Below are 22189 nucleotides of genomic sequence, written 5' to 3' on the forward strand. Positions count from 1 at the left end.
CCGATGCGAATATTGCATATTGGAAATAATCCGTTGCATATCGGAAATAAACGAGCATCGGCGGGAGCAGGCAAAATAAAAACGCCCGCTGGCAGGGCGTTCAACGATTTTGAAGCATCCAACAAAACGATTTTCGATATTCGGAAGGGGAGTAACCGGCAAATTTGCGGAAATTGCGTAAAAAGTGCGCGGAATCGTGGATGCCGACCATCTCCATAATTTCGTGCTTTGGGAGCAAAGTATTTCGAAGCATGGAGCTGGCCATTTGCATGCGGATTTGGTTTAGATAACCCATCACGGAGATGCCTGCATACTGTTTGAACTGATTGTTTAACGTCGTTTTGTTAGTATGAAATTTTTTGCAAATGTCGTCTATTTTTAATTTCTCCCTGTAGTGGGTGTGCACATATCTGACGATCGATTCCAATTGTTCCGACGAATCGGGTTTGGAGGACAAGACGGGTGGAATCCGGTCCGGAAAAGATTCCGCTTCCCGATAGATTCTGCTTACGAGGAACAGCAGCTCCAACAAATAAGAGCGGCTTCTGCACGGCCAATGAAAATCCGGTTGATCTGTTAATTGGCCATTGATGGACTCCATGATTTTGAATGCATGGCGCGCAACCGCCGAATCTATCGGCGTACAGCCGTAGAAGGGCTCCTGTCGGTCGAAGAAAGGTCCCAGACACCAAACGTCATGGATATCGGACGTCGATAGATCGTCCCTCTCCAGACGATTTTGAGCGTCGCTGTCGTGCAAGGTAAACTTCGAATTAACGACATGGGGATGAAAATAGAGAGATTTCATAATCAAGCCGGACCCCGATGTCAGTCGCAATTGTTCCGATTCATTCAAGCAAAAAATGCTCTGGGCGATGATAGGATAAGTGGAGGAGGCATGTTCCACCAAGCCCGACCCTTCGAGCACAAGCACCAATTTGTATCGAGAATGGTGATCGTCGTTCCAATTCAGATTCTCGTTATCGTTGTACCAGATCGAATGGCGGTAGCCTTCGTGATGAATTCGGCCGACGGTTTGCAGTTCCATCGGAATTCTCCTCTCTAGCGAAAAGTGGCTGGGCTGAATAATCGGCCCAACCACTTTTCTTAGGAAAGTTTTTCTATTTGTTCAAACGGATAATCGCATATCCGAAAGGAGGAAGCGCTACGTTCAATTTGTTGCCATTGATGCTGACTTCCGCTTCTCCGAATACGATGGATGCGTTGCCGATCAGTTCTCCGGACAGCGGAGCTTTTAACGAAGCTTTGCGTTTGCCGGCGTTCACCGCTATGACGAAACGTTCGCCGTCCGCTTCCCGAGCGTAAGCGAGCGTCAGCTTGCCGGATTCGGCGGATAGAAGCTCGTAGGAGCCGTCCCGCAATGCCCGATTGTTCCGACGGATACGAACCAATTCGGAGAAAAATCCGAACAGGTCGCGATCTTGCTTCTCTTCATCCCATTCCATGCATTTCCGGCAGCCCGGATCGTTGATTCCGGTCAAGCCCACTTCGTCGCCGTAGTAGATGGACGGCGTTCCCGCGAACGTGAACTGGATGACGCTGGCAAGCTTCATCCGGCGCTTGTCTTCCTCGCACAGTGTGAGCAAGCGCGGAGTGTCATGGCTTCCGAGCAGGTTGTAGGCGACTTCGTTCACTTGCTGCGGGTAAGAAGCGAGCAGAGAGCCGATGAGATCGGCGAACTGTTTGCTGTCGCGAGTTCCGCGTGCGGCAAAGTCGAGCACGGCTTCCGTGAACGGGTAGTTCATAACGGCGTCGAATTGGTCGCCGTTGAGCCACGGAATCGAATCGTGAAAAATTTCGCCGAGAATGTAAGCGTCAGGGTTGACCTTCTTGACGACATCGCGGAAGTCGCGCCAGAACCGGTGGTCAACTTCGTTCGCAACGTCGAGGCGCCAGCCGTCGATTCCAATTTCCTCGATCCAGTAACGCGCTACTTCAAACAGGTACTCCCGAACTTCTTGATTTTCCGTATTCAGCTTAGGCATGATCGGCTCGAATGCGAACGTGTCGTAAGTCTGAACGCCGTCTTCGAAGCGCAACGGGAATTCGCGGACGTGGAACCAGCCGGCGTATTTCGATTCGGCGCCCTTCTCGAGGACGTCGACGAATGGAGGAAACGTCTTGCCGGAATGGTTGAATACGGCGTCGAGCAGCACGCGGATGCCGCGGGCGTGGCACTTGTCGACCAATTCCTTCAGCAGCTCGTTAGTTCCGAATTGCGGATCGACCTTCAAGTAATCCCGCGTATCGTATTTGTGATTGGTCGTTGCTTCGAAAATCGGATTGAAATAAATTGCATTGACGCCGAGCTCTTCCAGATGGTCGAGATGGTCGATAACTCCTTGCAGATCTCCCCCGAAGAAATTTTTCGGAGTCGGAGTGCCGCCCCACGGCTCTACGTTCTCTGGATCGTTCGAAGGATCGCCGTTCGCGAACCGTTCCGGAAAAATTTGATAAAACACGGCGTCCTTGACCCAAGCGGGCGGCTGAAACACGTCGACCGGATTAATATAAGGGAAATCGAAAAACGTCCATGGCTCATCCGGCAATTGTTCCGTAAATTCTTTTTCCGTCAAATAGAGAGTTTCTTTGCCGCTAATAAATTCAAATGCATAGCGCATCCGACGATATGGAGGCACAACTGCGATCTCCCAGTAGTCGAACAGATCGTCGGAAGCGAATAGCTTCATCGGCTCTATCTTGGAAGTTTCCTTCCAGGCGTATTTGTCTCCCCAATTGGCGTTAACGGCCGATACGTCGCCGCGTCCCGTACGAATACGCAGGTGCAGCGTCGCGCGGTCGTAGGCGTAAGCCCAATTCTGCTTCGGACGGTGATAAATCGCTTGTTTTAACATGATCCGCATCTCTCCCAGTCGTGAATGTGTGGCGGGCGGCCGCTAGCGTCCCTACACGCAAAAAAGTACAACCCCATCAGCTTGCCCGCCGAGGTTGTACCTTATAGATTAGGTATCATTGCCTTTAAGTTGTACTCTGACCTCATTATAGCGCTTACTTTAACAGTTGACAATGGAAGGCGTCTATTCCGGGTCCATGGCTGCAAAGGGAAGCATACGATCGGAGGCGGAAAAGGGTTCGCCAAGCAGCGCATGCATCAATTCGAAGGTGGTCTTCGCTTTATCTGCCATCGGAACGATCCGCCGGACGCTCCTGGGTAAAAAGTCGGGGCAGTCGGACGTGCAAACAACGACCATGTTAGAAGGATCGCAGTCTTTCATGAGGTGAAGCGCCAAAAATTCGTTGAAGACGACGAGAGGCTTATTACGGTGCTCGCGCGCAAATGCGGTGAGGCTCCCGGAGTCTCTGGCTATGGCGTAAACGCGATCGCTGCCGACGCCGCTCGCTGCATAAAGCGAATCCGTCAACGTCTGGTTATGATACTTTTCATGAGCGATGACGTAAGGTTGATCGCCGCAGAGCTGGCTAATAATGCCGAATAATTGGCCGAAATCGGGAGTCACATGGCGAAACAGCGGATCTGCAATTGCGCTGTCGACGAGAACGACGGGCGATCCGAATTTGAACTTCTCGGATACGGCGTAGAAAGAGCTTTCGGCCGCATCAATGACGAAGGCGCCGTCCAGCTTGCGTTCGAGAATAATATCGAAGTTCGGCTGCCGGGGGTCGATTCTGGCGACGATTAGATGGTAGTTCTGCTCCAGACTTAACCGCTCCAGCCGGTCGATAAACTTGCCGTAGCTTATATGCTTGGAGATGAGGTCGCTCTCGTCTCCGACGAGTAGAACTCCGAGCAAGTTCGTCCTCCCGAGCGAAAGGGCTCGCGCGGTTAAGTTCTGCACGTACTGGAGCTTCTCCGCCGCTTCGTATACCCGCTTTTTCGTCTCGGTCGGGATCGTCTGGTTCGTTACGTTGTTAAGAACGTAGCTTGCGGTCGCCACGGAAACCCCGGCTTCCTTGGCGACGTCCCTGAGGGTCGTTTTTTTCGTCATTTGCATCGCGCTCCGCATCGTGAAAAAGTACCATCATCATAATAGGGCATGAAGCGGCCTGTCAATTCGCGCCGCTATGCGTTGTTTTGAACGATTACGAAATTAGAAGTTATAAATCAGAAAATTTTAATTTATCGAATTAGTCAGTTTACACAACGAATCTTTTATGGTAAAATAAGTATTGTAAACGCTGTCATTTGATTTAAGAACAAATAAACGGCGCTTACGAATACTCGTTAGGAAGGAGGGACAATAATGCCTTCTCACTTGTACTATTGGTGCGACTCTACGAAGAAATGCCCCAACGGTAAGAAAGTGCAATGGAATCATTATTCCGACGGCAGCAACGTTTATGCAGGTTGTTGCTCGATCTAGCGAGATAAAGGGATAGAGGAGACTCTATCCCTTTGTTATTCCCAATTATCGCGAACGGGAGGAATAGCTTGCGCCATGTCGGTATTCATTGCAGTATTTCTTTGCTGTCTGTTTTTGTTTTCGGCGATTTCCAAGGCGTTCGATTGGCGCCGTTTCGGCGAAAGCGTTGCTGAGCTTGGTCTTGCGCGCATTAACGTCAAGCTTGCCGTCATCGTCGTCCCGGCTGCGGAAGCGGCGGTCGCCGCCCTGCTGCCGTGGCCGGGCACTCGTACGGCAGGCATCGTCCTGCTGCTGGGTTTGCTGATCTCGTTTGCGTGGGCCGCCTGGAAGGCGAAGGGGCAAAATATCGAATGCCACTGCTTCGGCAAGGCGGTTTCCGAAAATTTCGGAGCGCTTACCTTTGTCCGAATCGGAGTTTGCGGCGCTCTCTCCATTGGCTTGCTCGCGTATCCTTCGCAGCGGGATTTATTTTCGCTCGGAGCCGCGGAGGTTTTGTACATGGTGCTAACTTCTTGCGGTATATTGGCGGCTTACGTTCTACTGTCCGCAATAGCCGGCCACAAGAAGACGGGAATGACTCTTTAAGCGGAAGGGGGAACGTTCGTGTCGCCGTTTTTTGCGGCTTCTTACGTTTTGTTATGGCTCGTCGTATTTTTGCTGGCTTACATCGTTTTGGCCATGGCCAAAAGAATATACCGGATTTCTCTGCCGGCTTCGGATCGCGGCATACAGGTCGGCGTTTCGTTTCCGTTCCCCAACATGAAAGCGTTTCAGCGCCGCCGGTTGGGAGCAGGCAGCGTCAGCTCGGGAGGAACGCTCGTCTTTTTCACAGCGAGCGATTGTGATGCTTGTAAGCGGGTGTATCCCGTTATCGACCAATTTCAACGGGCAAATGCGAATTACGATTACGCTTTATTTATGGTTGCTTCGGAGGAGGAGGGAGCGTCTATTCTGGAGCCGTACGCGAACGCATTCGAAGCGGCCTTTGTGGACGATTTGGCCCCGTTCGAGGTGCCGGGGGTTCCGTTCGCTTATTATTTGTCGGCAGAGGGCAAGGTGCTCTCCAAAGGAATATTCCATGAAGCGCTGCATATTAACCATTTGATTGCAACCGGCAAAAAGGCGAATCGCAAATTGGCATGACGAAGGAAAGGGTTCCGCGCATGGATAAATCCACGATCCCGCAATTGAAAAATTTGTTCGTTCGCATTCTGCCCATGCTGTGGAAAATAGCGCCGGGGTTGTTCACGGTTTCAATCTTCATTCATCTGCTGCAGGCAGCTATTCCTTCCTTACAGCTCTATTTGACGCAGCAGTTGATCGACGGGGTCGTAAGCATGATTAATAACGAGCCCGGCAGTTGGAACCATGCGGTGTATATTGTCGGCTTGCAGGGCGCGGCGCTTGCTCTGGACAACGGGCTAAGAACTTGCGGAACCTACGTGATGGCCGCCACGAAGCAAAAAGCGAATTACGAATTGAACCGGATCGTGATTGACAAGTGCTCCAAGCTGCCTCTCGTCTATTTTGACCAGCCGCAATATTACGATCAACTGCAAAGAGTTTCGAAGGGCGTAGAATATCGCGGCATTTCGATACTCGAATATTTGTTCCAACTGCTGCAAAGCGTGTTTACGATCGCGGGGTTTCTCGTTATTTTGGCCAATCTGCATTACACGCTGGCGGTAGGAATGGTGCTTCTCGTCATTCCGATTCTGCTTATCAACATCAAGATCGGCAAACAAAAATATAGGCAGATGGTCGAGCAGACGGAGAAGAGCCGCAAAGTCGACTACTTGTCCGAGCTGCTGAAAGAACGGGAAGCGGCGAAGGAAATGAGAGTTTTCGAGCTGTTTCCGTTCATGAAGATGAGGTGGCGAAAGCTCTATTGGGATAATGCGGGAGAGCAGATTGCGTTGGAAAGAAGGTCTTTGCTCAAGCAATTCGGAGCGGAGCTGATATCCGGAATTGTGACTTTGTGTATTACGTTTTATTTGCTTTTGCTGACTTACAGAGGCCAGTTGACGCTTGGGAGCTTTGCCGCTTTGAATCAGGCGTTGGCGACGACGAGACATCAGTTGATCATCGCAGTCGTCAATATGTCGCGAATCCACGAAGAGCTGCTGTTCATGAACGAATGGTTCGCTTTTCTATCCATGCCCGAAAAATCGGATTCTGCGCTTTCCGAAACAACGGGCGAAACCCGTGAGGAGGGAATTCAAGTACGGAATTTGACGTTCGCTTACCCCGGCCATTCGGAGCCTGTGCTCAAGAACGTCAGCTTCGATGTGAAGCCGAAGCAGAAGGTAGCTATCGTGGGGAGTAACGGAGCAGGGAAGAGCACGCTGATCAAATGCATCATGGCTTTATACGAGCCGCAGCAAGGGCATGTATCGATCGACGGCGAACGGGCGGACAAGGATGGCGCCCGGTATAACAAATTCAGCGTCGTGTTCCAGGATTTCGTCCGGTTTCAATTTTCGGTTCAGCACAGCATCGGCTTCGGCAACCTCGACCGGCTGGAGGATCGGGCATGGGCGGAAGTCGCTGCGGCCAAAGCGGGCGCGAGCGAGTTTATCGACAGGATGCCGCGCAAGTTCGATACCCTTCTCGGCCCGATGTTCGACGAGGGCCACGAATTGTCTTACGGACAATGGCAAAAAGTCGCTCTTGGCCGGGCTTTCTTCAAGGATGCCGAATTTATCGTGCTGGACGAGCCGACGTCCGCCTTGGACCCGATTGCCGAGGCTCAGCTGTTCGAACAGTTCGCCAAGCTGACGGAAGGGAAGACGACGTTCATGGTTTCCCACCGTCTGGGCAGCTGCCGCTTCGCCGATCATATTCTCGTCCTGAAGGACGGACGTTTGATCGAGCAAGGGACACACAACGAGCTTCTGGCGCTTAACGGGGAATATGCTGAGATGTACACGACGCAATCCCAATGGTACGAGACGCCGAATTGAGGGCGAACCGCCCGTATACCTCCCCTTCAGCCAAAGGGGAGGTATTTTTTCGGGTGCAGAAGCTGTTTTATTAGAAGCAAGGTGCACTGCTCGTTCGACAACAGAGACAAATGAGGCGCGAATTTTCTTGTTTGAAGCCAATTCTGGCTAAAAATGATTGACACTCGAATATCTACCTCCTATACTGAAAACAACTTAACCGGTTAAGTTGCGGTTGAGGTACAAATAGCTTTAATTTTGAAATTTTCGGAGGCGATCGGCTTGACCACTTCAACCATCGAAGTCATTTCTAGTTTTCATTCAACTTGTCTGGACAATGAACGGGACTTGTATGTCTACTTGCCGCCCAGCTACGATTCCTCGACGGAGACGCGTTACCCGGTTCTGTACATGCACGACGGGCAGCACGTATTTGCGGGAGATCAATTCGGCGAATCCTGGGAAGTGCACAAGACGATCGACCGGCTGATCGGGGAGGATAAACTCCGGGAAGTGATCGTCGTCGCCGCCGCATCGATTACCCACGCTCGCTTGCTCGAATATTTTCATGATAACCCGGGTATCCGATCGGTATTCGGAGACGGGTCTATCGGCGAACGATACGAGCGATTTTTCGTCGAGGAAGTCAAGCCTTATGTCGATAGCCGGTACCGAACGCTGCCCGACAGGGAGAATACCGCTATTATGGGCTCTTCGGCGGGTGGCGTCGCCTCCTATCATATCGGATTCAGGCGCCCCGACGTATTCGGAATGGTCGGCATATTGTCTCCGTTCTTTGTCCTTGCGCGAACGGAGGGAACGGAGTTCGTGGAAACTCCGCTCTATTTGAAATTCGATACTCATCCTCCTATTCGGGTGTGGCTGGATATGGGCGGAGCCGAAGGGCTTATGACGGTAGCGCACGCAAGAGACGTAGCCGAGGAGCTAATCGATAACGGCTTTGTTCCGGGAGCTGATCTGGCGTTCCTGCTCGATTCGGAGGCGGGCCACTCACAGAAGGACTGGGCGGATCGCCTTCATTCGCCGCTGCTGTATTTTTTTGGTCGAATCGGAGCTCCTCGAAGTCTGGAAGTACATGGTCGCACAAAGGTTGGATTAATAGGTCCCGCTACAAGATTATATCCGAATGCCCGCTATGACAGCGGATTCGAAACGAGCCTGCTGAGGGCGGAATACAAAGCGCTCGATCCGGCTATTGCGACCGTCGATCCCGACGGCACCATCCGTCCGAAATCGATCGGCACCGCCGAGATTGAAGTTGAGTTCGAAGGATTGCGCAAGAGGGTGACACTGGAAGTTGTTCCCGAGATGTCGGAAATGGTTGAAGTGGATGTGACAGTCGAGGTGGCGGCCGAAACGAGGGATGAAGACCGCGTGTACGTGGGCTTCGAAATTCCAAGAATCAAGAAGGGTCTGTACAAGGGGACCTTCCGGCTGCCGAGGGATTTGATCTTCGCCGTCAATGTGTCCAAGGGCTTCCGGTCGAACGAGAAGGGCAATGTAATAAGGCGGTTCTCAACGTCGGAGGATTTGGATCTTCGCTACAAGGTAGAGGAATGGGAGCATCCATGATCCTATCCGAAGCAAGAGGCGAAGTGAGACGGATCGAGGATTTCTTCTCCGCGAAACTCTCCAACAAACGGGACCTACGAATTTATTTGCCTCCGGGTTACTCGGACTATACCAACCGTCGATATCCGGTTTTGTATATGCACGATGGCCAAGGTCTGTTCGATCCGGGTTCGTTTTCTCAAGCCTCCTGGCTTGTTCACGAGACGGCGGACCGCTTGATAGCGGAGGGACGGCTGGAGGAAATCATCATTGTCGGCATCGACAATAAGGGGGACGAGAGGCTTCATGAATTCACGTTCCCCTTGGACGCGACTGGAGGCATTCCAGGCGCTCCCGATGCCGAATGCAGGGGGACTCTGTACGAGCGGTTCATCATCGACGAGCTTAAGCCTTTTATCGACCGCAGCTTCAGAACGTTGCCGGACAGAAGTCACACAGGTATGATGGGCTCTTCGTTAGGCGGACTCGTTACTTATCATATCGGGTTTCGCAACCCGGCCGTATTTTCCAAGCTGGGTATCGTTTCCCCGCATTTCGTTCGATTGGATCTGAACTCGTTGGAGGAGTTTCCTTTCTACAGAAGCTATGGCTTTAACGATCTCAAGTTATGGATTGATATCGGGGAGATCGAAGCGCACATTCTGACCCGGCATGTGAGAGAGGTAGTCGACGAGTTGATCGGCGAGGGATTTATTCCGGGATTCGGACTCGCCTACTGCGAAGTCCCGGATGCAGCGCATACCGAGCACGATTGGGCGGAGCGGCTTCAATCCCCCTTGTTATTCATGTTCGGGAAAGTAGGGCGTCCCGTATCTCTTCGTCTTCATGGGCGGGGGCAAATTGGACTCAAGGGAGCAACGTATCGATTGAATCCCTTGATTTCCTATGACAGCGGCTTCGCTCAGACGGTCTTGCAAGGAACCTACGAAGTAGAATTCCCGGAAATACTCGAAGTCCAGCCAGACGGTACGCTTGTTCCGAAAAAGCCAGGGACTACACAGGTTCGTTTCGTAAAAGGGGGCTGTCGGATTCCCAAACGATCACGGTGGTGGAAGAGCTGCCCGAATATGTGAATTTGTCTCTCCGGGTTAAAGTTCCCAAGGACGGGCGCAATAGTCCGTACTTGCTCATCGGGAAGCTCAAGGTGAATCGGCTGGCGGATAACGACGGTGTTTACGGTGGAGAATTACGGCTTCCAAGGGATATCGCGTTCCGGTTTCGGATAACGACGGATACGGGAGTCCAGGAGGCGGGACGGAACGGCAAGGAAGCTCCTTTTCGCATCTTGAAGCTTCCGGGCGACGCAGCGATCGATTACGAGGTTGAACGTTGGTCGGAATAACTAATTTGTAAGGGGCTGGTCTTTTGGAATTTTCACGCTCGCTTGAGTCGGACAGCAGCATCGAAACGGCATCGATAAGCAGCGGCTTGGACGCGAACAGGCCGGTATGGAAAAACAACCCTTTCCTGTTCATCCTGTCAGGCAATTTCATCTCCGTGTTCGGAGACTGCTTCAGCGGGGTCGCTCTCAGTCTGTGGGTGCTGCAGACGACAGGGAGCGCCAAGCAGATGGCGGCGGTGCTGATCTGCCATACGGCGATCAGCGTATTGTTCGGATCGGTCGCCGGAACGGTGGCGGATCGAATCGACCGCAGGAAGCTGATGCTCGCGGCCGATCTGTTCAGGGGAAGCATTGCGTGCACGCTGGCGTTCAGCTTGTTTTATCTTGATAGCTCGTTCGGTGTCATGATCGTTCTGGTCGCGCTGTCGGCCTTTTCCAGCCTTTTTCAAGCTCCGGCCTTCCATGCGTCGATCGGTCAACTCGTCGGAAAAGAACGAATCGGGCAAGCGACGAGCGCGGTATACCTTATGGACAACGTAGCCCGCATCTCGGGACTTGCGCTTGCGGGTGTCGCGATCGCCTCTTTCGGCGGATTTTGGGCGATGATTTTTAATTCCGCGACTTTCTTCATGTCCGCCGTCTGCGTAGTGGCGGCCGGCGCTTTCCCGTCGTTCAGCAGGGAGCGGCGAGAGAAATCGACGTTCCTGAAAGATTTGGTTGGCGGCTTCTCCTATATCCGTCGTGATCGATTGACCCGTTCGATCGTCATCTTGAATCCGTTGCTTATTCTGTTCGTCATGTCTTCCTTGATGCTGATTCAGGTCATCGCCGTCAAGGAATGGAAGGCCGGTCCCGTCGCCTTCGGCTTGCTCGAGATGTGCATTCCGCTCGGCTATATGATTGGCGCGGGGCTCATTATGGCTTTCGGCTCCAAGCTCGGTCATAGGGGATGGTGGATCTTTTCCGGACTGCTTACGCTCGGTCCCGTCTTTTACCTCATATCGATCGTCCCTTACGCTCATACCGCATTGCCGTTCATCCTATTGTGCGGAATGCTGTTCGCCTTTTGCACGATGATGATCCAGATCATCTTAAGATCCGAGGTTCAAACCGATATGCAAGGCAGAATATACGGAACTTTGGGCGCGATTACCGGGGTGGCTCCTTCGCTCGGACTTGTCGCTTCATCTGCGCTTGCCGATCATGTGGGTGCGAAGTTCATGCTTGGAGCGCAAGGAGTAACGTTGTTCCTCATCGCTCTTGTTGCGGTTACCTTCCTGAAGACGATACGAACCTACAATTGACGAGCGATACAAAAACGGAAAAAGCGGCAGTCCGGGCAAGCGTGCGGGCAGTTGCCGCTTGCTCCGGATGCCGCTCATCGTATCCGATTTAACGAGGGCTTGCTTATTGCCAGCTGACCGTTACCGTTGCAGTGCCGCTGGAAGGAGTAGTGAACGTATGGTTCGAGCCGCCTTCCCACGTTACCGTAGCCCCGTTCTTCTTGATGAATTTGAACTGTAGGGCGGTGTTGGCCGGTACGCTGACGTCGTAATACCAGTTCGGGTAAGCGGTAATAATTTGGTTAAACATCGGGCCGATCGCTTTCGAAGTATCCCAGCCGCCGATTTCCGATGCGCTGCCGACGAGGTAGACGTTCTGACCGTAAGTGGTCGAAGCGTTCTGAACGATGAAGCGTACGGAAACCTGAGTGCCCGTCAAGATGTTGAAGCTGTTATACGAGTTGCTGTCCACGGAACCGGAAGTGCGAACCTTGACTGCATATTTGCCTGGCGTGACGGAAGGAACGATCGCCTTGATTTGCGAATCCTCCCACGACACGATGTTAGCACCGGTTACGGCGTTCGTTCCGAAATAAACGGTGCCTTTCGTCGAACCGAAGCCTCTGCCGTCGATTGTGACGGTATTGCCGGGTTTGCCCAAGACAGGACCGACATGACCGACAACCGGCGTCGTTTGAGTAGGAGTCGATTGCCATACGGCTACGCCGCCGGCTGCCAGCGTGAACGTCGAGACGGCGCCGCCGGAGCCGACCGTGATGCTGTTGCCGTTGAGCAAGCCGCCGAGCGCGTCCGTATACGTACCGCTTGCGAAAGAAGTGATCAGGCCGCTGACGGAAGTCGAAGACGAACCGTTGCGGTTGATAGCGACGACGGCGACACTATCGCCGAATTTGCGCTCGTAGACGTAGACGTCGTTGCTGATCCAGCGCTGCTGGGTCGTGCCATACGCGATAGCCGGGTTGCTCTTCCGCAGAGGAGCCAGCGCCTTAATGACGTTAAACGCCGTCGTCGATTCGGAGAACGACGAAATTCTTGCACGGTTGCCCGGATCGCCGCTGCCTGCCATGTATTGCTCCGTCCCGTAGTAAATAGCCGGAACGCCGCGCGAGGTCAAGCCGAAGGCGAGAGCTTGCTCGACTCTGCGATCGCTGACGGTGCCCGATTTGAAGCGGTCCATATCGTGGTTGTCGATGAACGTAACTTGGTCGCTCACTTGAGCGTAATCCGTCGCCGTGGAAGAAATCATGGAGTCGAGGCCGTACATGGTGTCCGTGTTATCGCGGAACACTTGGCGGACCTTCTGAGCGAACCGGAAGTCGAGAAGGCTCATGCCGGATTCGTTGGCGAATTGGACGTTGTTCGGATCGGCATCGTTCACGCCAAGGAACCATTCGCCGAAAGTGAAGACGGGTTGATAGCTGTAAATCGAAGCCAGCCAGTTTTTCTGCCAGCCGAAAGGCATGTGCTTCACCGCGTCGACTCGAATGCCGTCGATGCCGAGGTCGAGCCATACTTTGATGGCATCCTTGAAATAAGTGTCGATTGTGCTGTTGTTATGGTTGATGTCGGCGAGATCGTACAGATTTTTGTAAATGCCGTTCTCGAGCGAAGAGAAGTCCGTCCCCAGGTTATGGTGGAAGTATCCGTTAGTGTCGCCCGTGTATCCGCCGAGCAGCGTGCCGTTATCGTACAGCTTGCCGTTCTCTGCGAACGCAGAGTTCGTTTCCATAGCCGGAGACGTATGGTTGGGAGCGAAGTCGATAACGATTTTGATCCCTTTGGCGTGGGCCGCGGAGACCAGGTTTTGAAAGTCCGTCACGGTTCCGTAATAAGGGTTCGTCTTCTTGAAGTCGCGAGCCCAATAGCCGTGATAAGAGGTGTTGTTCACTCCGGAATAGTTAACGACGGAGTAAATGTTCTCGACAGGCTGGGAAATCCACAGCGCCGTGATTCCCATATTCGAGAAATAGTTGGCGTTGATTTTGTCGGTAATTCCTTGCCAGTCGCCGCCGCAATAGAGCTTGAGGTTCGTGCAGGTGCCGTCGAAGGAGGAGCCGCTTGGGTTGTTTCCGGAATTGCCGTCGTACAGCCGGTCGGTAAAAATCTGATAGATGACGTCCGTACTAAAATTTTGCTTGTTCGAGACATCCGTATCAGGCGACGCGAACGCTGTCGAAACAGGCGCTCCAGGCAATGCCAGGCCGGCAAAGAGAGCGGTTGCAAGGAATGCCGCGACGATCGTACGTCTAACGCTTTTGAACATAAATGAGGATCCACCTTTCGCCTTATGAAATGTTTTTGGAAGAGCTTAAAGCTGTTGAAAGCTCACTTCTGCTGCCCTTCTGCCCGCGATTGTAACGACCGCCTCCCCTTATGAGCGCAAAAAAACCGGCATCTCCTGGAGGAGTTGCCGGGGATGTTTTCGACACGAACTCTCGAAAAGCAGCGCCCTCGAATTAGAGTTTCAGGTACATTTTATAGAACGATCATAGATTATGTCAATAAAGAATAATGTTGACAAAATAATGCCGAATACCTATCATAATAGTTGTAATCAACTAAACTCGAACCGACAGCATGAGGGCCATGATTTTTAAAACATCCCCATGTTTTAAAAACAACCCCGTTTCTCATCAGAGAAGCGGGGTTGTTTGTTTTCGATCGGTTGGGTGCGGAGGTGGAGAAGAGAAAGAGAAAGAGAAAGAGAAAGAAAGAGATTAGGAAGAGAGAGGTACGACTGAGGTACGACTGAGGTACGACTGAGGAGGGACGCGAGATTGTGGACTAATTCCACCATCGAGACCATTCACAACTTCCATGCGCGCAAATTGAACAACGAAAGGAGATTATTCGTATACTTGCCTCCCGGATACGAAGGGGGCGAACAACGGCATTACCCCGTATTGTACATGCATGCGGGACAACGGGCATTCGATCCTGCGAAACCTGGAACCGAATCGTGGAACATTCATAAGGCGGCCGATCGGCTTATCGCCGAAGGCTTGATGGACGGAATTATTATCGTGGCAATCGCTCACGTCCGTCCGGTTACTGCCAATGAATACTATCACTTCACGGGACCGAAGGATGAGATAGAACACATCAGCTGCTCGGGTCTGGACTATGAAGACTTTATTCTGAACGACGTAAAGCCTTATATCGACTCCCGTTACCGGACTTTGCAAGGACCGGAAAACACGGGGTTGATCGGTTCGTCGGCCGCAGGCTTGTGCACTTATCACATCGGGTTCCGAAACCCGGACGTTTTCGGCAAGCTGATCATGCTTTCGCCCTACTTTGTCAAAGCACGGCTGGGCAAGAAGGAAGAGTTCGAGCTGCATGAGGAGCTTATCTTTGAGCCTTACGGAGGGCATCCTCCGCTTCGAGTCTGGATGGATATCGGGGATGCGGAAGGCTTGTTTCTGCCTAGTCATGTGAAGGATGCCGTCGATATTTTGTTGCAAAACGGCTTTCGCTACGGCGACGACATCGCGTATTTGGAGCAGCCGGAAGCGGCTCACCAAGAAACGGATTGGGGAGCGAGAGTGCATATTCCTCTCTTGTTCATGTTCGGGAATACGGGAAAAGCAACGTCGCTGGAGCTGCGCGGCAGAGATGTCGTCGGACTGCAAGGGATGACGGTCAGGATTAATCCTATCGTCCATTTCGACAGCGGATTCGCCATGAGCGAGTTGAACGGGACATATGCCGTCGAAGATCCGGAAGTTCTGGAAGTAAAACCGGACGGTACCATCGTTCCGAAGAAGGAAGGCTCGACGACGGTAACCTTGACTTCCAACGGCATTCAAGCTTCGAAGCGGTATGAGGTCGTCTCGGCGCTGTCGGAAGGCGTCGAAGTACGAATGAGCGTCGAAGTACCTGAAGACACGCCGGACGATTCCACCATTTACGGCGGGATGGGCATGGAGCTGTTGTCCGTCGGAAGCAATCGCTATGAAGGCCGATTTCTCGTTCCGAGGGATAGCGGCTTCAACTTCAGATTCACGAGGGGATTCCGCAAGTTCGAATTGGACGCGGAAGGCAACGGGATAGCAAACCGGTCTTTTCGGGCTTCGGAAAACACCACTCTGCATTGCAAGGTCGAGCGATGGGAAGGTGTTCATCGCGAGGAGCCAGAGAGGAGAAGCCATGCAAGTCTCGAATTTTAAGCCGACGCTAGAAATCCCTTTTTATTATCCATGCAATCTTCCATTGATCCATGAGGTGCTGAAGCGGCAAGGGTCGACGAGCAGCCTGAGCTTAGTGGCGAACTCCCGCTTTTACGGCTTGCCAGCTTATTGCAGCACGGGACATATAAGATGGTATTTCAACAGGCTGGAGTACGACGATCCGATTTGGACGATGACCGAGAAGGTGGAGTTTTCGAGTTTTGAAGAAGGACTGGATCGAATCCGGCAACGGACCAACGAAGAGGAAATGTTCCTCGTGACCGGCACCAGTTATTTTCTTCCTTACTGTGAGGACTACCTGAATCCAAAGTATATTGAGAAGCTGACGGAGCCGAATTCCCGCTTGTATCTGGTGGATCATTGGCTTGCCGTATACGGCATCGAAGACGATCATGTGCTCGTGTACGATCCCGTTCCTTCTCGTTACTCCGGGCCATTGTCCATGCAAGCTTTCCATGATTTTTGGAAAGGCAACAAAAGCATTCCCGAGCTGGCGGATGCCAAACGGAAGGAAGAGCTGTTCTCTTACAGTTCCCTTGACGTAAAGGCCAAGCGGCAGTTGACTCCTGAGCTGTACAAGGAGGAGCTTCTTCGCACGCTTGCGACCCATTCGTATGAATTCTTGAGCGGAACGGAGCTCAAGGAAGGCGACCGCACTTATTATTTCGGACATGCCGTCACGCTGCAGCTGCTTAAGCGAATTCATCTGACGACGACCGCTGATGACGCTGCGGGTTCCGTTTCCGGCTTTTTGTTCGATATGCGATGGAGCCGATATTTTTTCCGCGATCTCTTGCAGGATGTCGCGAGTTCGCACGGCTCGGTCTATGTATCGATCGCGGCGGAATTCAGCGAAATTATCGAGCAGTGGGAAAAAGCGCACAAAATGTTGAAGCTGTATGAGGTTAAAAACAAGTCGAAGGCAGAGCTGGCAAGCATGCTGGGTTCGTTCGTGACGAGCTTGTCCGAGCGGGAGTACCGACTGTACGAGCGGATTTGGTCCGAGACGCGGAATGTTGGGCTATTCGACAAGCGTCATGCCCAAGAGGACGGCAGTTCCGCCAAACAGAAGGAAGCACTGGAGCGCATCGTACTGGAGAGTTGCCTCGAGATCAACAGGTTCCACGACGGCCGGATTCCGGTAGAGCTTGGCTTAAGGGCTCCGCTGTACGGCAGGAACGGGAACTTGGATTCATTGGGACTCGTCTCTCTGTTGACCGTCGTGGAGCACGGGATCATGGAGGAGCTCGGCATCGGGCTGACCTTGTCGGAGGAGCAGTCGCCTGCGCTTCCGGACGGTCCGTTCCGAACGGTTGAGAGCTTCGTGGACTTCATCCTTGATCGGATGCCGGAAGCTGTCTGACGGATACGATACGTTCTTCCGGCTGCTGCCAGGTAGGAAGGAGGCAGAGCATGCATTTTGATTTTTTGTTAGAAGGCTTCGAGCAACGCAGAGCCGAATCGGCCATTGGGTGGAAGGATGCGACCTATTCGTACGGGTGGTTGCTTGATCGTATAACCGAATTCGAGAAGCGCTTGGAAGCGGAGGATGGGATAGCCCATAGCGTCGTCTCGCTGGAAGGGGATTATTCTCCGCATACGATCGCAGCCTTGTTCGCCCTGATCAAGCTGTCGTCCATCATCGTTCCGATGGACGGAAATATCCCTGAAGCGAAGAGAACGGAAATGCTGGGAGTAGCGGAAGCCCGAACGAGAGTCCGGGCCGGCGAAGACGGCATAGAAGTAATCTCGCTTGACGCTGAACCGCCAGTCAACCGATGGCTCGATCATCTTCGGCAGGAGCGAGCCCCCGGGCTTGTCTTGTTCTCGTCCGGGTCCACGGGAAAAAGCAAAGCGGCCGTTCATCACGCAGGTCGGCTTCTGTGGAAGTTTCGCTTGGCGAGAAGCGCAAAACGAACGATTCCGTTCATGATGTTCGATCATATTGGCGGATTGAACACGATGCTGCAGTCTCTTGCGGGAGGAGGCTGTCTGTATATTTTGCAAGATCGGTCGCCATATGAGGTGTGCCGAACGATCGAAGCTCATCGAATTCAGGCGTTGCCGGTTTCCCCGACGTTCATGAACCTGCTGCTGCTGAGCGGTGTGCACGCCGAATTCGATCTCTCGAGCCTGGAGGTCGTCTCTTACGGCTCGGAGGTCATGCCGGAAAGCACGCTAACGGCTTGGAAGGAACGGTTTCCTTCCGTTCGGACGGTTCAAGCGTACGGCATGTCTGAGTTGGGCGTCCTCCGCACCAAATCGCGTACCGACGATTCCCTTCATTTTTCCCTCGCGGACGATGGAGTTCAGTACCGAATCGTTGACGGAATGCTCGAAATCAAAACGGCAACCGCGATGCTGGGTTATTTGAACGCACCGGACCCTTTTACTTCGGACGGTTGGCTCATGACGGGCGATATGGCCGTAGAGGAAGGGGGCTTCCTCCGGATTTTGGGCCGACGGTCGGATTTGATCAACGTAGGCGGGGAGAAGGTATACCCCGCAGAGGTGGAAAGCGTTCTTCAATTGATCGCCAACATCGAAGAGGTCGCCGTCAGCGGGGAACCGAGCGCAATTACCGGACAGATCGTCAAGGCGACCGTCAAGCTCCAAGGAGAAGAGAGCTTGAAGGAACTGCGCGGACGGATATGGGAATTTTGCAAGGATAAGCTGCCCGCGTGGAAAATTCCGCAAAAAATCGTTATTACGAACGATTCGATGACGAGCGAACGAATGAAAAAAGTGAGGATTTCCCAAAAATAACCGAAGAGGTGGATGAATAATGCAAACGACTGCCAGCCGCTATGCGAACGAATTGGAGCAAATTCATAAGGACGGATATGTGCTGTTTCGCAATGTTTTGAACCAAGACCAAATCAGCGAAGTTAAAGCGGGCATTCAGCAAGCGTTCGACGGAAAAGGCCAGGAAGTCATGCTTCAAGGACCGATGTTCGAAAAAGGAGGAATTTTCGAAACGTTGGTCGATTTTCCTGGAGTTGTCGATTTTATCGAGGAAGTGATCGGGCCCGATGTCCAGCTTAGCAGCATGAACGGAATGCGGACGCTCAAGGATACCGGCGTAAGCAAATGGCACGTGGACGAAGCGTTGTTCTTCCCACTGCCGGAGGGGCTTGAGATCGATGAGCGCATCCCAATGCCTGTCTATCTGGTTAACGCCCTCTATTATTTGGACGATATTACGGAAGATCTCGGCCCGACCCAAGTGGTGCCCGGCTCTCACCGGGCGGGCAAGCGCTTGAACTTCTCCGAGGACATCGATTTGTACAAAGGACGCGAGCCGGTATCCGTATTGGCGAAAGCGGGAGATTGCCTAGTGTTCAACAGCCAAGTATGGCATCGCGGCGCTCCTAACCGCAGCGATTCTCCTCGCTTCGTGCAACAAATCATTTACCGCCAAAAATTCATCGTGCCGCATATGTCGCACGACAATAACGCCGCATATCGCGCGCCGATGGAACTGATCCAGCGTTCGGACGCGAGAAGAAGAAGACTTCTGGGTTACAACGATCAAATTTTTTAAGGAATGCGATTGCTTCTCGGCAATAGCTGATTAGACGGTTAAACAGACAGTCCCTTCGCCATGAGAATGGTGCAGGGACTGTCTGTTTTCGTTCATAGATAAGGAAGTATGAAATTCTCGATACTGCTTAGAGCTCCCTTATTCTAAGCGCTCGCCCGCCATCCGCCGCCAACAGTAACTGAGAGTGTCTTATTTCATGCGCTTTCCCACCATCCGACGCGAATAGTAACTGAGAGTGCCTTATTTCAAGCGTTCTCCCGTCATCCCGCCGCCAATAGTAACCGAGAGTGTCTTATTTCAAGTGTTCTCCCACCATCCGCCGCCAATAGTAACCGAGAGTGCCTTATTTCAAACGATCCTCCGCCATCCGACGCGAATAGTAACTGAGAGTGCCTTATTTCAAGCGCTCTCCCACCATCCGACGCCAATAGTAACCGAGAGTGTCTTATTTCAAGCGCTTCTCTGTCATCCGACGCGAATAGTAACTGAGAGTGCCTTATTTTAAGCGAACTCCCACCATCCGCCGCCAATAGTAACCGAGAGTGTCTTATTTCATGCGCTCTCCCACCATCCGACGCGAATAGTAACCGAGAGTGCCTTATTTCAAGCGCTCCTCCGCCATCCGACGCGAATAGTAACCGAGAGTGTCTTATTTCAAGCGCTCGCCCACCATCCGACGCGAATAGTAACTGTGAGTGCCTTATTTCAAGCGCTCGCCCACCATCCGACGCGAATAGTAACTGTGAGTGCCTTATTTCAAGCGCTCGCCCACCATCCGACGCGAATAGTAACTGTGAGTGCCTTATTCCGGCGCTGTCCGCTCCATTCGCCCGCCATAGTAACCGAGAGTGCCTTATTTCAAGCGTTCTCCCACCATCCGCCGCTAATAGTAACCGAGAGTGCCTTATTTCAAGCGATCCTCCGCCATCCGACGCGAATAGTAACTGAGAGTGTCTTATTTCAAGCGATCTCCCACCATCCGGGTAGCGTCAAGAAGTTTGTGTAGTAGGTTTTTCCATCGGGATGATGGACATGATTTTAGGTTTTAGAGTTGGCGGAGAGCGCAGCTCAAGCGAAGGCGCGGGAGATTGGTTTTTGTGGCGCTACTCCTCGGATGTTATCTTGTCCGAATATCGTGCCTCAAACATCTCGGTTAACTTCTTCTTCACTTCAGGATCTGCAAACCCACGTATGGCGCGACTTTCGTTACGTTCGTTGTAGTCGATTGCCTGCAAGTAAACGATCTTCTCTGCCGCATCCATGTTCGTTAAACTATTCATCGGCTTGAGTCTCTTGCGGATTTCCTTATTCATCCGCTCGATTGGGTTGGAAGTGTAAATGGCTTCCTTGATGAGGCTGGGAAATTTGTAAAAGGTCAGCAACGTAGGCAGTTGCTCCTTCCAAAGTTCCATCTCTTTTGGATACAATTTGCCCCACTTTGCGTAAACCGTGTCGAAGGCTGCTAATGCAAGATCTTTGTCCTCAGCCGTGTAAACCGTTTTGATATCCTCGATAACTTCCGTTCGATGTTGCACCCGGATTTTTGGGAAAGTAGCACGGACTTTGTGCACCACACAATGCTGCACGTCGGCTTTCGGGTAAGTCTCGCGGAAGGCTACTTCAAGCCCTGTCAGGCCGTCAAACACGCCGAGCAGCACGTCTGTCGCCCCGCGTTTATAAAGATCTTTGAGTACTTCCCGCCAGCCATTTGAACTCTCTTGGCCGCCAATGTAGAAGCCAAGGATTTGCCGGTGACCATCTTCGTCGATCCCCATCGCAAAGTAAACGACTTCGCCACTTACGGTGCCGCGTTTGAGTTTGACGTAAAGACCGTCGAGATAAATAACCGAGTAACGTTTCTTTAGCGGGCGCTGCAACCAGATTTGAATGTCCTCCAACACTGTCGCTGTAATATTACTGACGGTCGTAGGCGAATATTGGCTACCAAACATGCTTTCAATGAAACGGGCGACGTCTCGTGTGCCCATACCGCTTTTGTACATCTGAATAACAGCTTCCTCTAGCCAACCATCTCGGCGCTGATACGGCTCGAATACGCTGGTTTGGAATTGGCCATTACGGTCACGTGGTACCTGGAGATCTTCAATGTGACCATACTTCGTGTGGAGGGTGCGCGTGTAATAACCGTTCCGGCTATTACGCTGATGTTCTTCCTGCTCCTCCAACATGTGTTTGATTTCAGCTCGCATGATCGTCTCAATGTTCTGTTTCACAAACTGTGTGACAAGATTTTCAAATAGATCGTTAAGCATGTTTTCGGGTATAGTAGTCATCGAGTAGGGCTCCTTCTTGGTGGCGTCGTAACCCCGAGAATACCCTACTTTTTTTTGTTTTGGTAAGACTCCAAAACATGGTACACAAACAATTTTACGTCATCACCATCCGACGCGAATAGTAACTGAGAGTGTCTTATTTCAAGCGGTTTCCCACCATCCGACGCGAATAGTAACTGAGAGTGCCTTATTTCAAGCGTTCTCCCACCATCCAACGCGAATAGTAACTGAGAGTGCCTTATTTCAAGCGATCCTCCGCTATCCGACGCCAATAGTAACTGAGAGTGTCTTATTTCAAGCGATCACCCACCATCCGACGCCAATAGTAACTGAGAGTGTCTTATTTCATGCGCTCTCCCACCATCCGACGCGAATAGTAACTGAGAGTGCCTTATTTCAAGCGCTCCTCCGCCATCCGACGCGAATAGTAACTGAGAGTGCCTTATTTCAAGCGTTCTCCCGTCATCCCGCCGCCAATAGTAACTGAGGGTGCCTTATTTCAAGCGCTCCTCCGCCATCAGCCGCCAAAAGTAACTGAGGGTGTCTTATTCGGCAGATGGTATCGGAGTGCGAAAGAACGGTTGAAAAGGCTAGAACAAGAACTGGCTGGACGGGC

Annotated in this window: 16 protein-coding genes; 11 read left to right on the top strand and 5 right to left on the bottom strand. The window is 52.2% G+C overall.

Features of this window, described 5'->3' with window-relative positions; genetic code table 11:
* Nucleotides 1-100 precede the first annotated feature (100 nt).
* The 3 genes from D3H35_RS16775 to D3H35_RS16785 form a co-directional block, all read right to left on the bottom strand.
* Nucleotides 101-1048 (bottom strand): helix-turn-helix transcriptional regulator, encoded by a 948-nt coding sequence (locus tag D3H35_RS16775; RefSeq protein ID WP_119150400.1) that lies wholly within the window; start codon nt 1046-1048, stop codon nt 101-103.
* Between the two features lie 73 nt (nt 1049-1121).
* Nucleotides 1122-2876 carry an alpha-glycosidase gene (locus D3H35_RS16780; RefSeq protein ID WP_119150401.1) on the bottom strand — a complete coding sequence of 585 codons (1755 nt, stop codon included), beginning with the start codon at nt 2874-2876 and terminating at the stop codon, nt 1122-1124.
* A 183-nt stretch (nt 2877-3059) separates the two neighbouring features.
* On the bottom strand, nt 3060-3989 hold the full coding sequence (locus tag D3H35_RS16785) for a LacI family DNA-binding transcriptional regulator (RefSeq protein ID WP_158594144.1): 930 nt from the start codon (nt 3987-3989) through the stop codon (nt 3060-3062).
* Between the two features lie 450 nt (nt 3990-4439).
* On the opposite strand from D3H35_RS16785, the gene D3H35_RS16790 reads away from it, so the two are divergent.
* The 7 genes from D3H35_RS16790 (at nt 4440) to D3H35_RS16820 (ending at nt 11545) form a co-directional block, all read left to right on the top strand.
* Nucleotides 4440-4949 carry a MauE/DoxX family redox-associated membrane protein gene (locus D3H35_RS16790; RefSeq protein ID WP_119150403.1) on the top strand — a complete coding sequence of 170 codons (510 nt, stop codon included), beginning with the start codon at nt 4440-4442 and terminating at the stop codon, nt 4947-4949.
* Between the two features lie 18 nt (nt 4950-4967).
* Entirely contained in the window at nt 4968-5507 is a 540-nt protein-coding gene (locus tag D3H35_RS16795) for a thioredoxin domain-containing protein (protein ID WP_119150404.1), read from the top strand.
* A 20-nt stretch (nt 5508-5527) separates the two neighbouring features.
* A complete protein-coding gene (locus tag D3H35_RS16800; protein ID WP_158594145.1) occupies nt 5528-7327 on the top strand; it encodes an ABC transporter ATP-binding protein in 1800 nt (599 codons plus the stop codon).
* A 261-nt stretch (nt 7328-7588) separates the two neighbouring features.
* Nucleotides 7589-8899 (top strand): alpha/beta hydrolase, encoded by a 1311-nt coding sequence (locus tag D3H35_RS16805; RefSeq protein WP_158594146.1) that lies wholly within the window; start codon nt 7589-7591, stop codon nt 8897-8899.
* Nucleotides 8896-9972, top strand: coding sequence for an alpha/beta hydrolase (locus D3H35_RS16810; RefSeq protein ID WP_158594147.1), 1077 nt, complete (start codon nt 8896-8898; stop codon nt 9970-9972). Before D3H35_RS16805 ends, D3H35_RS16810 begins: the two co-directional genes overlap by 4 nt.
* Nucleotides 9969-10241: a hypothetical protein gene (locus D3H35_RS16815; RefSeq protein WP_147355865.1), complete on the top strand. Its 273-nt coding sequence runs from the start codon at nt 9969-9971 to the stop codon at nt 10239-10241. Before D3H35_RS16810 ends, D3H35_RS16815 begins: the two co-directional genes overlap by 4 nt.
* Nucleotides 10242-10264: 23 nt before the next feature.
* Nucleotides 10265-11545 carry an MFS transporter gene (locus D3H35_RS16820; protein ID WP_119150409.1) on the top strand — a complete coding sequence of 427 codons (1281 nt, stop codon included), beginning with the start codon at nt 10265-10267 and terminating at the stop codon, nt 11543-11545.
* 103 nt (nt 11546-11648) lie between these two features.
* On the opposite strand, the gene D3H35_RS16825 is transcribed toward D3H35_RS16820, so the two are convergent.
* The gene (locus D3H35_RS16825) at nt 11649-13808 is read right to left on the bottom strand and encodes an alpha-amylase family glycosyl hydrolase (RefSeq protein ID WP_119150410.1); all 2160 of its coding nucleotides are present in this window, start codon (nt 13806-13808) and stop codon (nt 11649-11651) included.
* Between the two features lie 514 nt (nt 13809-14322).
* Here D3H35_RS16825 and D3H35_RS16830 point away from each other — a divergent pair.
* From D3H35_RS16830 to D3H35_RS16845, 4 genes are read left to right on the top strand one after another with little or no spacing between them, the layout of a single operon-like run.
* Entirely contained in the window at nt 14323-15714 is a 1392-nt protein-coding gene (locus D3H35_RS16830) for an alpha/beta hydrolase (RefSeq protein WP_119150411.1), read from the top strand.
* Nucleotides 15695-17098: a hypothetical protein gene (locus D3H35_RS16835; RefSeq protein ID WP_119150412.1), complete on the top strand. Its 1404-nt coding sequence runs from the start codon at nt 15695-15697 to the stop codon at nt 17096-17098. The genes D3H35_RS16830 and D3H35_RS16835 overlap by 20 nt, the downstream gene beginning before the upstream one ends.
* Before the next feature lie 50 nt (nt 17099-17148).
* Nucleotides 17149-18501 (top strand): ANL family adenylate-forming protein, encoded by a 1353-nt coding sequence (locus tag D3H35_RS16840; protein ID WP_119150413.1) that lies wholly within the window; start codon nt 17149-17151, stop codon nt 18499-18501.
* A gap of 19 nt (nt 18502-18520) precedes the next feature.
* The gene (locus tag D3H35_RS16845) at nt 18521-19279 is read left to right on the top strand and encodes a phytanoyl-CoA dioxygenase family protein (protein ID WP_119150414.1); all 759 of its coding nucleotides are present in this window, start codon (nt 18521-18523) and stop codon (nt 19277-19279) included.
* A 1103-nt stretch (nt 19280-20382) separates the two neighbouring features.
* Here D3H35_RS16845 and D3H35_RS16850 read toward each other — a convergent pair.
* Nucleotides 20383-21573, bottom strand: coding sequence for an IS256 family transposase (locus tag D3H35_RS16850; protein WP_119150055.1), 1191 nt, complete (start codon nt 21571-21573; stop codon nt 20383-20385).
* Nucleotides 21574-22189 lie beyond the last annotated feature (616 nt).

The organism is Cohnella faecalis (genome assembly GCF_003570905.1).
In the GTDB taxonomy this organism is placed as follows: Bacteria; Bacillota; Bacilli; order Paenibacillales; family Paenibacillaceae; genus Cohnella; species Cohnella faecalis.